11 protein-coding genes are annotated in these 14,601 nt (G+C 33.5%); 3 read left to right on the top strand and 8 right to left on the bottom strand.

What is annotated here, in order from left to right; translation table 11 throughout:
- The first annotated feature begins 178 nt into the window (after positions 1 to 178).
- Complete coding sequence (locus DK866_RS18480; RefSeq protein WP_109410093.1) at positions 179 to 1,123, top strand: DUF6708 domain-containing protein; 945 nt, start codon at positions 179 to 181, stop codon at positions 1,121 to 1,123.
- A gap of 151 nt (positions 1,124 to 1,274) precedes the next feature.
- On the opposite strand, the gene DK866_RS18475 is transcribed toward DK866_RS18480, so the two are convergent.
- Together DK866_RS18475 and DK866_RS18470 are read right to left on the bottom strand one after the other, a co-directional pair.
- Positions 1,275 to 1,574 (bottom strand): hypothetical protein, encoded by a 300-nt coding sequence (locus tag DK866_RS18475; protein ID WP_109410092.1) that lies wholly within the window; start codon positions 1,572 to 1,574, stop codon positions 1,275 to 1,277.
- Between the two features lie 76 nt (positions 1,575 to 1,650).
- A complete protein-coding gene (locus DK866_RS18470; protein WP_109410091.1) occupies positions 1,651 to 3,231 on the bottom strand; it encodes a TerC family protein in 1,581 nt (526 codons plus the stop codon).
- Between the two features lie 244 nt (positions 3,232 to 3,475).
- Between DK866_RS18470 and gndA the strand changes: the two genes are divergently transcribed.
- Complete coding sequence (gene gndA, locus DK866_RS18465; protein WP_023581264.1) at positions 3,476 to 4,882, top strand: NADP-dependent phosphogluconate dehydrogenase; 1,407 nt, start codon at positions 3,476 to 3,478, stop codon at positions 4,880 to 4,882.
- 81 nt (positions 4,883 to 4,963) lie between these two features.
- Here gndA and DK866_RS18460 read toward each other — a convergent pair whose 3' ends face one another.
- On the bottom strand, positions 4,964 to 5,578 hold the full coding sequence (locus DK866_RS18460) for a fimbrial protein (RefSeq protein ID WP_109410090.1): 615 nt from the start codon (positions 5,576 to 5,578) through the stop codon (positions 4,964 to 4,966).
- 479 nt (positions 5,579 to 6,057) lie between these two features.
- Entirely contained in the window at positions 6,058 to 6,426 is a 369-nt protein-coding gene (locus DK866_RS18455) for a winged helix-turn-helix transcriptional regulator (protein WP_109410089.1), read from the bottom strand.
- Positions 6,427 to 6,524: 98 nt separating this feature from the next.
- Here DK866_RS18455 and nfsB point away from each other — a divergent pair, with 98 nt between their 5' ends.
- Positions 6,525 to 7,178 carry an oxygen-insensitive NAD(P)H nitroreductase gene (gene nfsB / locus DK866_RS18450; protein ID WP_088493341.1) on the top strand — a complete coding sequence of 218 codons (654 nt, stop codon included), beginning with the start codon at positions 6,525 to 6,527 and terminating at the stop codon, positions 7,176 to 7,178.
- Between the two features lie 133 nt (positions 7,179 to 7,311).
- Here nfsB and DK866_RS18445 read toward each other — a convergent pair whose 3' ends face one another.
- The 4 genes from DK866_RS18445 to DK866_RS18430 all read right to left on the bottom strand — a co-directional run bounded on the left by DK866_RS18445 (position 7,312) and on the right by DK866_RS18430 (position 14,443).
- Positions 7,312 to 9,354 carry a S8 family serine peptidase gene (locus DK866_RS18445; RefSeq protein ID WP_109410088.1) on the bottom strand — a complete coding sequence of 681 codons (2,043 nt, stop codon included), beginning with the start codon at positions 9,352 to 9,354 and terminating at the stop codon, positions 7,312 to 7,314.
- Between the two features lie 721 nt (positions 9,355 to 10,075).
- Entirely contained in the window at positions 10,076 to 11,428 is a 1,353-nt protein-coding gene (locus DK866_RS18440; RefSeq protein ID WP_208624199.1) for a dicarboxylate/amino acid:cation symporter, read from the bottom strand.
- Positions 11,429 to 12,167: 739 nt separating this feature from the next.
- A complete protein-coding gene (locus tag DK866_RS18435) occupies positions 12,168 to 13,517 on the bottom strand; it encodes a dicarboxylate/amino acid:cation symporter (RefSeq protein ID WP_109410087.1) in 1,350 nt (449 codons plus the stop codon).
- A gap of 431 nt (positions 13,518 to 13,948) precedes the next feature.
- The gene (locus DK866_RS18430) at positions 13,949 to 14,443 is read right to left on the bottom strand and encodes a YbaK/prolyl-tRNA synthetase associated domain-containing protein (protein WP_109410086.1); all 495 of its coding nucleotides are present in this window, start codon (positions 14,441 to 14,443) and stop codon (positions 13,949 to 13,951) included.
- Positions 14,444 to 14,601: the final 158 nt, after the last annotated feature.

Raw genomic sequence — 14,601 nt, 5'->3', positions numbered from 1 at the left:
CCGGCAGCACCAGCAGTTACTCTGTCAGTTGGAAAACCTTAAATGGACAGTCACTCAATTACACTTTAAGAACAGAAATGGGCGATGGCCCAATCGCACTCTTGCAACTACGCAATTTTATTTTACCGGAAAAGATCTTTTTAGATTAAAAATTTAAACAAATAAAGAGATAATTAAAATGGACTCTTATGGATTACTACAAAAATTTAAGCTTAATCGCCCATTAAATAACGAAGAAATAGCCGGTAGACTTGATCAAAATAGCCGTATTGATATAACCAATGAAGAATTAATTCCTGATATAAAAGTGATCGCAATAAATTCTCATTATCTAGAAATGGTGGATAAATATTATTCTTCAAAAGGGTTTGTGAGTCTTTTTTCTTCTATACTTACTACTTTATTCTCAATTTTTGCATTAAAGCTTGTATTGACAGTTATATTTTTTGATCATAGTTCAGGTAAAATATTGTTGGCATCAGTTTTAGCCCCCCTATTCCTTGCAATGGGACTTTTTATGTTCTCTTTACTGAAAACAGAGTGGTTTGCATGGACACACTACCCATTACGTTTTGATCGTAAAAATCAAATGGTTTACGCCTTTCGCACTGATGGTTCTATTATTTCAGTACCTTGGAAGAAAGTATTTTTCACCACGGGACTTGATTACGCTAAAAGTATGAAAAACGACTATTATATTAGTGGGCATGTTCTTGCTGATGATAATAAAACTATTGTTGATACCTTTTGCCTTCCTGCCTCCACCGGTAATTTTGAATTACTGAAATATCATTGGGAGTTTATTCGACGTTATATGGAAGAAGGGCCTGAGAATATTATTCAACAAGTTGAATTTTGTTTGCCGATAGCCAATAAAAAAGAAAGTTATGGATTCACGTTCTTTTATGTCAGCACGTTATTTAAAGGTATGTTGAAAATTTTAATGCCATTGATGTCTCCAATTATTTTTATTATTAGTGTTCCTCGCTATATTGCAATCTTAACCAGTCGCCGTCCTATTTGGCCAGAGGAAGTAGAAGAGCAGTGCAAAATAGACCCTAATGATCCTTATATCTTAAATGAAAAAACGAATCCTAAAGATCTCTGGAAAGCTTTTTATTAAAAATCATCTATATTGTATTTCATCAACATTTTTATTAGTTTTCCGCTCAACGATATGAATTTTATTAATTCAATGATTGCTTATTTCGAATAGCTCAAACTGTTATCAAAGTCCGTTTTTTATCGGCTTAAGAAAAGTCGTATAAAAATAATTATTTAAACTGAATAAAGGCATCTGCGACTTTTTTAGCGCCTTCATAAATTTCAAATTTTTCTAATTCTTCTAATAAATGATGAGGGGCATGTTCAACTAAAAACTGCATATTACCCTCACTTACCCAATGTTCTGACTTTTTCTGTGTGTGAGTGATTTCAATCGCAAGGCTCCAATTATTTGGGTTGTAAGGTAGTTGAGTGGTTGGATAATAAAAACCAGCTAAAGGAGGTGGTGATAGCCTTCCTCCTTCAACAGAGGTTAACCAGACTATTTTAACGCTGACATTGGTATACATATTATTTTCCAGTAGACACAATCTTCAGATAAAAAATATCCGCCATAAAGGCGGATATTTTGCTATTTGACAGGGATTACGCTTCGTCAACGTTTTCTTCGTCTTCAGGTGTCGGTTCTACAATACGTACTTTATTAATTCGATGGTTATTCACTTCTAATGGCTCAAATTCAATACCATCAATCAGAATTTTTTCACCAACAGTTGGAACACGTTGTAAATGCTCCATTAATAAACCTGCTAAGGTTTCATACTCACGTTTTTCATCCAATTTGATTGGAATATAAAGCACTAAGTCTTCAAGCGGTGTAAAACCATTTACAGTCCATGAACCGTCTTCATTTTGAACCAAGTCGTGACGAGAATCGTTTTCTTCAGAACTGACAGGTAAGTTACCCGCAATGGTTTCCATTACGTCAGTTAACGTGACGATACCCTCTACTGAACCGAATTCATCTACAACAAAAGCGAAGTGGGTATGTGCACTTCGGAATTGTTCTAATGCTTGCAGTAAGGATAAACCTTCAGGGAAGATCAACGGTTGTGTGACCAATAAACGTAAGTTTAGAGGTTCATTACGTAATTGTTGATTCAGCAGCTGAATAACATTAACAACCCCAACAGGTTCATCACTGTGCTGTTCATCAGTAATCACTAGGCGAGAGTGAGGCTCCTTTTCCAATAATTGGCGGATATCATCTTGTGTTGCATTTAAGTCTACGTATTCAACATCATGGCGAGACGTCATGATACTGTTCACATTACGTTGACTTAAACCAAGCACACGCACAATCATTTGACGTTCTTGAGGATCAAACACCTCTTCAGCATCAGAGACTAAATCAGATGTGTGATGATCTAATTCAGAAGATTCAGGTTTACCATTAATAATACGTAGCACCGCTTCTGCTGTGCGCTCACGTAAAGAGCGAGAAGCAGATAAAAAACGGCGACGGTTAAATTGTGCTAACTGATTAAAGACTTCTATCATGATAGAGAAGCCAATCGCTGCATATAGGTAACCTTTTGGAATGGCATAACCAAAGCCTTCGGCAACTAATGCAAAACCAATCATCAGTAAGAAACTTAAACACAAAATAACAATGGTTGGGTGGTTATTGACGAAGTTTGTTAAAGGTTTACTTGCCAGGATCATCAAGAACATTGCGATAGTAACAGCTGCAATCATAACGCCTAAATGATCAACCATACCCACAGCAGTTATTACTGAGTCAAGCGAGAATACTGCATCCAGCACAATAATTTGGGCAACAACAGACCAAAAGCTAGTTGTTTTACGTTGTTTTCCCTCATTATGATCTTTACCTTCTAGCCGTTCATTAAGCTCCATGGTGGCCTTGAACAGCAAGAATATCCCTCCGAGAAGCATAATTAAGTCTCTTGCACTGAAAGGGTGATCAAACAGTGTAACAAGAGGTTTTGTCAGAGTGATAAGCCAAGAGAGACTAAATAACAACACGATACGCATTATTAATGCACATAATAGCCCTGTTATACGCGCTTTATCTCTTAGTTTTGCTGGGAGTTTATCTGCCAGAATAGCAATAAAAACAAGGTTATCAATACCAAGTACGATTTCGAGAACAATTAGGGTGGAGAGTCCTACCCAAATCGTCGGATCTAAGATCCATTCCATACAGTTTGTTTTACCTTCTATAAAGACGGCATATGCCGACTTGGGAATAATGAGCAATTTGAAGGAAATTTTCAATAATTTATTATCGATCGCAGGGGAATAATTTCATTTTGTCTAAAAGATTGTGATACCAATTACATCAATAACTACCACCAAGTGAGAGAGTGAGTTACTATGTGATCAGGTTAACAAATTGTCAGTACATTGATACTGGCAGGTTTATTTTCAGACGGGAGTTATTTTCATGTCAAAACAGCAAATCGGCGTGGTTGGTATGGCAGTTATGGGACGTAACCTTGCGCTAAATATTGAAAGCCGTGGTTATTCTGTATCCATTTACAACCGCTCAAGCGATAAAACCAACGAAGTTATCGCTGAAAATCCAGGTAAAAAACTGGTTCCGAATTATTCTATTGAAGAGTTTGTTGATTCGTTAGAAAAACCGCGCCGTATTTTATTAATGGTAAAAGCGGGTGAAGCAACGGATAAAACAATTGCTGCATTGACACCGCATTTAGATAAAGGCGATATCCTTATCGATGGCGGAAATACTTTCTTTAAAGATACCATTCGTCGTAACCGTGAATTATCAGCACAAGGTTTTAACTTTATTGGTACGGGGGTTTCTGGTGGTGAAGAAGGCGCATTAAAAGGCCCTTCAATCATGCCGGGTGGACAAAAAGAAGCTTACGAATTAGTCGCGCCAATCCTTGAAAAAATTGCGGCTGTTGCTGAAGGCGAACCTTGTGTGACTTATATCGGTGCTGATGGTGCGGGTCACTATGTAAAAATGGTTCACAACGGTATCGAATATGGCGATATGCAACTGATTGCAGAAGCGTATTCAGTATTAAAACACTCTTTAGGTCTAACTAATGAAGAATTAGCAGAAACCTTTACCGAGTGGAATAAAGGTGAATTAAGTAGCTACCTGATTGAAATTACCGCTGATATTTTCCGTAAAAAAGATGACGAAGGTAAATACCTTGTTGATGTTATTCTTGATGAAGCAGCAAATAAAGGTACAGGTAAATGGACTAGCCAAAGCTCTTTAGACTTAGGTGTACCCGTTACTCTTATCACTGAGTCTGTATTTGCACGTTATATCTCTTCATTAAAAGATCAACGTGTTGCTGCATCTAAAGTGTTATCAGGCCCAACACCTAAAGCATTTTCTGGTGATAAAAAAGCCTTTATTGAAAATGTACGTCGCGCACTGTATTTAGGTAAAATTGTCTCTTATGCTCAAGGTTTCCAACAACTGAAAGCAGCATCAGACGAATATAACTGGGATTTAAACTACGGTGAAATCGCGAAGATTTTCCGTGCGGGTTGTATCATTCGCGCTCAATTCCTGCAAAAAATCACAGATGCCTATAACGAAGATGCAAGCATTGCAAATCTGCTGTTAGCACCATACTTCAAACAAATCGCTGATGATTACCAACAAGCTCTGCGTGATGTTGTTTGTTATGGCGTACAAGCAGGTATTCCAACTCCAACATTCTCTGCGGCTATTTCTTATTACGATAGCTATCGTGCAGAAGTGTTACCAGCAAACTTAATCCAAGCTCAACGTGACTATTTTGGTGCGCATACTTATAAACGTACTGATAAAGATGGCGTATTCCATACAGAGTGGATGGAATAAGCAAGATTAAATATTAAATTAAAGTCTTTAAGGGTGCTGGTAATACAGCACCTTTTTTCTTTAATGAAAATAAATATCTAATTATTTATACTGCAAAGTATAAACAACACTACTATTAACTTTACCAGCAGTTGTTGTACCTGTTGCGTAGTATTCAACAGCATAAGGTAATGTTGCTGAAAATGTATCAGAATCAATATCTACATAAGATGTATTAGTGACTTGTGAGGTACTACCAACTTTAATTGGAGCAAAATTATTACTACCATCTAGTAATTGTAAATTAACAAAAGTAGCACCTGTAGCACTGGTATCCATATTTTTAAGTCGTCCAGTCACTGGATCAACGGTGACCCCTGCTTCAAAAAATGCTGAGACAAGACTGTGAGTAACATCGCTTGAATCTGAATTCATTCTCCAAATAGTAATAGTAGGAATTACATTTTCGCAATCGTGTAGATTCATATTAAATGCAGTCCGGCCAGTTACTTGACCAGCTTGAGTCAATGCATTTGTACTTACTGTAGGTAAAGTAATGGTTGCATTAGGTCCTTGTCCTTCTATATCAACTTTACAAGTTGTTGTTGTTAATAGACCATTAAAATTGATAGTACCCGTATTATCGTCAGCAAATACTGTACCTACTGTTAAGCTCAATGCGATAGCTAATGATGTACTCAAAAAAGTTTTCTTCATAGAAACTCTCTAAAATAGTAATTAATAAATAAAAGTAATAGCCACGTTTTTATATAAAATACTAGAATATAATTTTATAACAGATTCACTACGTGATTTTACTAATATATATATCATCTTAAAATAAATGAAGTTGGTTTTTTCTATATAAATCAATTTAATGATAGTGAATTTCTATAAGAGAGTAATTATTATTAAAGGATTGAAAATCAATGAATTATGTTTTTATTTTATATAAATAAAGTTCTTGTCATAATAAGATAGAGAAATAAGATGTATTCGTTTTTTATGTAATATATTTATCTAAATCACATCATTATAAGACTTGTTTTTATTTTATTTTATATTTAAATTACCCATTTAATGGGTATTATTTTCCTAAATTAAATTTTATAAATGATGTTAAATGTTTTTTCTCAGAAATATAGAAGAATATTAATTTCTTAAAGAAATTAATATTCTAATTAAGGAAAGTGTTATCATTTTCTATTGGCAGATCTTTTTAATATAGGAATTGCTCTTTCTTCTCCCCAGCTTTGTAGTGCTGCTAAAACGTGAGAGAGTGATTCTCCATCCTCGCTGAGTTTATATTCAACTTTGGGCGGAATTTCAGCATACACTTTGCGCTCGATAAGCCCGTCAGATTCAAGTTCACGTAACTGTTTAGTTAGCATTCTAGGTGTTATTGAAATAAGTTTTCTTTTTAGCTCATTAAATCGCAGTATTTTTCCCTGTAAATGGTAAAGGATCATGCCTTTTCCTTTTCCTCCCATCAGCTCTAAAGAGGCTTCAACCGGGCATCCATCATAGGTGTAGTCGTTATATCTATTCTTTTTGACAGTATCCATTTGTATCCTATATACATAAATTGTACGTACTTGCCAGATGGTAAATTATAATTAAAATGAGTCCGATACAAGTGTCTTATTTGGAATAGGTGTAATAAATGAATTTATTAAAGATATTGAAAACACGTTATGCGACAAAACATTTTGATAAAAACAAAGTGATCCCTGAGCAAGAATTAGAACAAATTAAAGCATTATTACAACTAAGCCCATCAAGTGTGAATACTCAACCGTGGCATTTTATCATCGCAAAAACGGATGATGCTAAGCAGAAAATTGCTGGCTCAACAGAGGGTGGATATGAGTTCAATAAAGAGAAAATATTAAGTGCTTCACATGTTGTGGTTATGTGTGCAAGAAATACATTGTCTGAAGAATATCTCTCTCATTTGCTTGAATTAGAAGATAAAGCAGGACGATATCCAGCAGCCGAATTTAAAGAGCAAAATAATCTCGCAAGATCATTTTTTGTTAATCTACATGAAAAACAACTTGGTGATTTATCTCATTGGATAGAGAAGCAGGTTTATTTAAATATGGGATCATTATTACTTGGAGCAGCAACGTTAGGAATAGATGCTCTTCCAATGGAAGGTTTTGATTTATCCAAAATAGATTCAACATTTTCTTTAAATGATAAAGGTCTTCATGCCGTGACAATTGTTGCATTAGGTTATAGAGAAGAAGATGATTTCAATTACAATTTACCAAAATCAAGATTGCCACAAAGTGAAATTATCACAGATATTTAGATTTTAAGTTTTTGATTTAAACCTCACTTTATTGAGTGAGGTTTTTTCATTATGTCGTTATCTATAAATATAAGAAAAGGTGCTAAATTAAGCACCTTTTTATTAACTAAATTAAACCAGTAGATTATTAATATTATTCTATATGAATATTAATTCTAACAGGCAATTTATATTCTCGATGTTCCCAACATTGAATATAGACAGGGAAAATTCCACTGTATTTTGTTTTATTTAAATGTGTGTTTTTTGCAGGATCATATATCAATCTTATTCTGAAATTTGAGCCAGTAGAATTATCAGGTGCAGCGGTTGTATTCATAGCAAATAAACCAGCGTCATTCCATTTATGTACAGTTAAATATAATATAGATACATTCCCATCACTATCAGATACTGGAATTTTAACTTGGCTTGATGTTTTACTTTGATCCCACCATTCTAATTTAGAAGGGCCTTGTTGTGGATAATGAGCAATAATACCATTGTGTGGTAAATCCGTATATTGATAATAGAATGGAAGATTTTCTATTTTATATTCCTTAAGTTTAAATGAAGAATTAAGATTTAAATAATTAGATGAATATGAAAAGGGGTTTATATTTACGAGTGGAGCTAGAATTTCTTTATCTAGCTCTCCCATTAATTGATCGACATTAGGTCTAACACCAATTCCATCTTTTACTCCTTCAGTGTAACTGGATTTTTTTAATAATGTTCTCATACTCTCTGGTGTTAACATAACGCCCATACTTTTGGCATGAGATTGTAATAATCCAAGAGCACTTGCACATAAAGGTGCGGCACTTGAAGTGCCATTAAATTTAGCAGTATATGTGGTAGTAGGATCATTATCTCGATTATATAAAGAGCCACCTCCTGTAGTTGCTACTTGAAAGCCCCATGAATTCACTAATGAGGTGGAGTGACCATAATTTGAAAAACCAGCTTTACTTCCATCATTAGGCATACAAGCACCCACTAATATGCCACCATTATCACCGTAATCTATAAATTGTGAGGGATCAGATAAATTAACGTTTGAATTACCTGCGGTATTGAGAACAATAACACCTTTTTGAGTTAGGTTATAAATGGTATCCCAGAATGATTTATACATGGATGCTGGAACCATTTTTTTTTCATGATTCCATGCACAGTATTCATAACTAACAATGTCTCCAGGTCTGGAATCACTTAAAACAGTACTCATTTGGTGAATATAATAAGAATATAGTTTTGCAGAATGAGCAATGCCCGTCATTCCAAAACCATTATTTTCAGCTGATATAACACCAACAGAACCTGTACCATGAATATTTTTTAATATTTCTTCTTTGGTTGTACCATTATTAGTAACAACAGTAATATTTTTATTTTGAAGATCTTCATGAAAACTGTTAACACCAAAATCAATATGTCGGATTACAGCTAATTGACCTGTATTTTCTTTAGCCCAAGCCTTTCGTACATTCATACCTTGATAGGGTTCATCGAGATATTTTTGGTAAGAAGAAAGATCAGGTGTCACTTCAGTAGTCGCTTTATCTAAATTAAAAGCGCTTTGTTTTATGTTATTAGATTCTAATAATTTAATACTATCAGGAGTGATAGAGACATAGACAATATCACTGTCCGCTTCTAATTTATCTGCGACAATTTTTACATCATTAATAGAGAGTGTACTTTTTAAAGTATAATACTCAAAGTTATGAATAGGATGATCTTTTTGAAATGAGGATAAATCAATAACCACTTTTTCTAAATCAAAAAATCCACGTTCTTTTTTCAGTAATTTATCTAATTTTGATTTTTTTCCTTTATTTATTTTTATTTGAATTGAGAATTTATCATTCTCATTAATCACTGGTTCTGAAAGTACGGATAGTTTATTTTCTAGCATTGAAAATAAAGGAGTTATTTTTTCCTTAATAAATTCTGATGGCTGAAAAACGACTTCATTAGAGGTGTGTTTACCGTCAGTATAATTAACCAGTACGGTATAAGTTCCAGGTGCATTGATATAAAAAGTCTGTCCACATTGTGTGTCGCTGATTTTCTCAATAACTTCATCGTTACTCATGAGAGATAAATCAAATTTTCCTTTATTTTCATTTACTTCTGCATAAATAGAAGGGGTGCTACTCATCATTTTATATACATTAATTTCATTACTCATAATACATTCCTTTGTTTAGTAAATAACTTTTAAATCCATATGATACTGTATAAATATACAGTTATTTTGTGTGTTTTAAATATAAGAAATCTCCTAAAGGGAAATTTACAATGTGGTATATAAAAAATACTTATTAATTACGGAGTAGATAAGAATGAATGAGGCAACAAAGTGTTGTTTAGCACATCAATTATAAAAATTTTATTTATTTTTATAATGAAAATTAAAAAAATCATTAAAAATATTCGCTAGCCATTGAGGTTTTTCCTCATGTACAACATGTGAAATAAAGGGCAGATTCAGTAATGAGGCAGGTTCAATATTATCAACGATTTCTTGTGAATGAGATAAAGAAACCAGCATATCATTATCACTACGGTAGACTAAAACAGAGTCGTGGTATTTTTAATTTTTTCATTAGGATAGCCAGTTGTACTTTGATCTAACCACATTGCTTTAACTTGATTAAATAGGCGTTCAAAATCAGGTTTGGAATTAATATCTTGGTAATATTCACACTCTTGAGGAAAATTGTGTCGCCAATATTCAAGTGTAATCTTTTGATAGATCTCTTTAGCGGGATCATCATCCGTTAATTACCAACTAGCACAACAAAGTTTACCAATGACAGTCAAATCATAGGAAAAATATATGGCGATTATTTAATAAAAAGAGAGTGCTTAAATACTCTCTTTTTATTTTTTATTAAAAAATATAAAAACTATTGTTCAGATGCTTTTATATAATGTGTTTTTTCATTTATTTCATCTAATACTAAATCAGTATCTAGCTTGTTTTTTATTGATATTCTTCCACTAAAAACATCATTCATTCTCTCTTTGTCTAAGGCATTTTCCCAGCGAGCAACAACAATACAGGCGCAAGCATTGCCAACAAGATTGGTCAATGCGCGACACTCTGACATAAAGCGGTCAATACCTAGTATCAAAGCCATACCTGCAACGGGAACACTAGGAACAACCGATAATGTTGCTGCAAGAGTAATGAAACCGGCTCCTGTAACACCTGCTGCACCTTTTGAGCTGATCATGGCAACAAACAGTAATGTAATTTGTTCTGTTAATGACAAATCAACGCCTGTTGCTTGCGCAATAAATAATGCCGCCATGGTCATATAGATATTAGTGCCATCTAAATTAAAGGAGTAACCAGTTGGAATAACTAAACCGACAACGGATTTTTTACAACCCAGTTTTTCCATTTTACTCATTAATGTAGGTAGTGCGGCTTCAGACGAAGAAGTACCTAATACTAACCAAAGTTCATCTTTTATGTATTTAATTAAAGAGAGAATAGAAAAGCCATTATATTTAGCAACCGCACCCAAAACGACCAATACGAAAAGTAATGCTGTTAAATAAAAAGTAATTACCAACAACATTAAATTTCCAATGGAGGAAATACCATATTTACCTATCGTAAAAGCCATTGCACCAAAGGCACCAATAGGTGCTAACTTCATTAGCATACCAACCATCTTAAAAACAGGTTCACAAAGATGCTGTAAGAAATTTAATACAGGTTCACCCCGTGAACCTATTGATGCTAATGCCAGACCAAAAACTACAGAAACAAACAGCACTTGTAAGATATTACCGTTAACTAATGGACTAACGATAGTATCAGGGATGATATTCATGAAAAAATCAACAAGAGAAGAGCTGTGCGCCTGAGTGACATACATTTCTACTCGGCTACTGTCTAATGATTCAGGAGAGATATTTAAACCGTCACCAGGGCGAATAATATTGGCAGTGATTAATCCAATAACAAGTGCAATTGTAGAAAATGTGAGAAAGTAAATCATTGATTTACCCGCTACTTTTCCGACTGCTTTCATATTGTTCATACCAGCAATGCCTGTCACTACGGTTAGAAAGATAACAGGTGCGATGATCATTTTTACTATTTTGATAAATCCATCACCCAAAGGTTTGAATGACTCACCAATATCAGGGTAAAAATGTCCTAATAGAATACCGAAAATGATAGCAATAATAACTTGGATATATAACACACGATAAAAGGGGAGCTTGCGGGATGAAGTCTGCATAAAAATTCCCTGTAACTGAAAGATATTGACTAAATAAAAAAGAAATTATGATGTAAATTATTATTTACATTTATTTTGTTGTGACAGGTAACTTAAAGGTATGCGTAAATCAGGTCAATAAAATAAAGTTGATTTTATCAAATATTGTGCTCTTCATCTAAAAAATTAGATTTAATTTCAATTTGTCGCTTTTTTTGGAATTTATTTTTCTTAAATCAATAAGTTAATGAAATTATAATTTGTTTTAATTTATTGTATTTCTTTAAAGTCATGTATATTTAGCTTTATTTTTTGGTGAATAAAATGATTTAAATGTAAAAAGTATGGGCAGGGAGAGGTAGAGAAGGAATTGACTTACAATTATTTGTTTTTATTGATAAAATAAACGCAATAAAATAAATAGCGATATATAAAGAAAACACTTCAATTTGAATGAGTGGTACAACAACTGTATAAAAAAGAATAACACTACTAAAAATTATTATGGCAGAGTCGCCCAGCCAATATTTGAAAAATAAAAGTTTTAGAGAATATTGTTTTTTTATCAGACCTTTTAATATATTCACAAATTTGTTCTTAATTTATAAATTAAAAAATTATAAAAATAAGCAGGAAATAATCTATGAGAAAAAGAGAAAATAATAAATATAAAAAAAGATAAGTGTTTATTCGTAATGGTAAGGAATATAAAAATAAAAGAGCACATATGCGCTCTTTTATGGATCATGGAAAATGATCTTTATTTTACTGGGATTTTAATCGAATTGTCAGATTCAATTTCAATAGGAGCTAATGGAGCATCCTCAATAAATTCACTTGATGTTCTGCCACTAAAGACATCATTCATTCTTTCTTTATCTAAGGCATTTTCCCAACGAGCAACAACGATACAAGCGCAAGCATTGCCCACAAGATTGGTTAATGCACGACACTCTGACATAAAGCGATCAATTCCTAGAATTAATGCCATACCTGCGACAGGAACACTCGGTACAACGGATAAGGTTGCGGCTAAAGTAATAAAGCCTGCACCAGTAACACCAGCCGCACCTTTTGAACTGATCATTGCAACTAAAAGTAGTGTAATTTGTTCTGTTAATGAAAGATCGATACCAGTAGCTTGTGCAATAAATAGAGCTGCCATGGTCATATAGATGTTAGTGCCGTCTAAGTTAAAGGAATAACCTGTTGGAATAACTAAGCCGACAACTGATTTTTTACAACCTACATTTTCCATTTTACGCATTAAGCTAGGTAAAGCAGCTTCCGAAGAAGATGTACCTAATACTAACCAAAGTTCATCTTTAATATATTTAATTAAAGAGAGAATAGAGAAGCCATTATATTTTGCAACAGCACCTAACACGACAAGAACGAATAATAATGAAGTTATATAGAAAGTCAGAACAAGTAATACCAAGTTACTGATTGATGAAATACCATATTTACCAATAGTAAAGGCCATTGCACCAAAAGCACCGATAGGGGCTAATTTCATTAGCATACCGACCATTTTGAATACAGGTTCAGAGAAGTTTTGTAAAAACTTAAGAACTGGCTCACCACGAGTACCGATAGACGCTAAGGCAATACCAAAAACCACAGAAACAAACAGTACTTGTAAGATATTTCCATTAACTAATGGGCTAATAACCGTGTCAGGAATAATATTCATTAAGAAGCCAACAATTGATGAGTCATGCGCTTTTGCTACATAACTTTCTACTTTGCTCGCATCTAATGAGGCTGGGGAAATATTGAGACCATCACCTGGGCGAATAACGTTTGCAACAATTAAACCAATAATTAATGCAATGGTAGAGAAAGTCAGGAAGTAAGCCATGGATTTACCCGCAACTGTACCTACTGCTTTCATATTATTCATACCAGCAATACCCGTTACGACGGTTAAGAAGATAACTGGTGCGATGATCATTTTTACAATTTTGATAAATCCATCACCAAGAGGTTTAAAAGATTCACCAATGTCAGGATAAAAATGTCCAAGTAAGATACCGAGTAAAATGGCAACAATCACTTGCACGTATAATACTTTATAAAGCGGTTGTTTTTGAGTTGAAGTTTGCATGAAGATTTCCCTGCACCTATTGGTACATTATTTATATATTTATTTGTATGTTAGAAATAACTGAGATGTAAATATAATTTTACATTATTGTATTTTTATTGATGCTAACTTAAATGTATGAGTAATTTAGGTCAATAACATAAAATCTATTTAGTTAATTATTGAGTGCTGAATCGAAAAAAATAGTAAGAAAAATTTATTTCGTACATTTCTTGGCGTTAAAGGTAAGATAATGTGGAATTGGTGAGATAAATTCTGCTTTTTAAGTGATTGTTGGTGTTAAATGTCGTCAAGGTTTTTAATCACATAATCTAAATGTTACCTTTTGGCGTGTAAATCTATATATACAATAAGAGTCGATATCATGATAACAATTACCCTTAACTGAATAATGGCTAGGGTAATTGTTAAAAATAAATTAGCTCTTTTTATTACTCACTTTCTTCGCGAATAAAAGAAATTAATTCAGGTTGTGCAATACGTTTGTAATCTTGTGTATTAAGAATAATTGAGCGTTCTAATGTGCCTGCATTAAAAGCGAGTTCATTAAAACGTTCAAAAAGTAGAGGGTCAGCCACAAGCTTTAATGCAGGGTGAAAACTAAAGGGAGGAATAGCACCAAATACACATTGGGTAAGATCGTCAACTTCTTTAGGGCTTGCTAGAGATGCCCTTGTTCCACCAATTTGATGAGCGAGTTTTGATAGATCGGCTTGTTTATCGGCGGGTAATATCGCAAGAACATGTTGTTTAATACCGTTACCTTTTATATGACAAACAAGTCCTTTTGCTCCCTGTCCTAATTGTGTTCCTCTAATTTTTGCAACTTCTTCAGAACGACCTGCGGTAGGGTGTTCCATTACACGATAAGTCGCATGGTTTTTATCTAATAAAGTAGTAAGTTGCTCGAAAATAGTCAAAGACATCAATGACTCCTGATTAATAAGTTATTTATTTAAGGTCATTATACGACTTTAAAAAAAATATTCTGCTGTGATGTTTATGGCTGGTTTTGATTATTTTGATAAGCTTTTCAAATTATTTTGTTACAAATGATAATATGTTAATAGTATTATCCTATTGA

It is taken from the genome of Proteus genomosp. 4 str. ATCC 51469 (assembly GCF_003144375.1).
Taxonomy (GTDB): Bacteria; Pseudomonadota; Gammaproteobacteria; order Enterobacterales; family Enterobacteriaceae; genus Proteus.
Note: the sequence above shows the minus strand (reverse complement) of the source record. Positions and strands in the feature narration are given on the sequence as shown.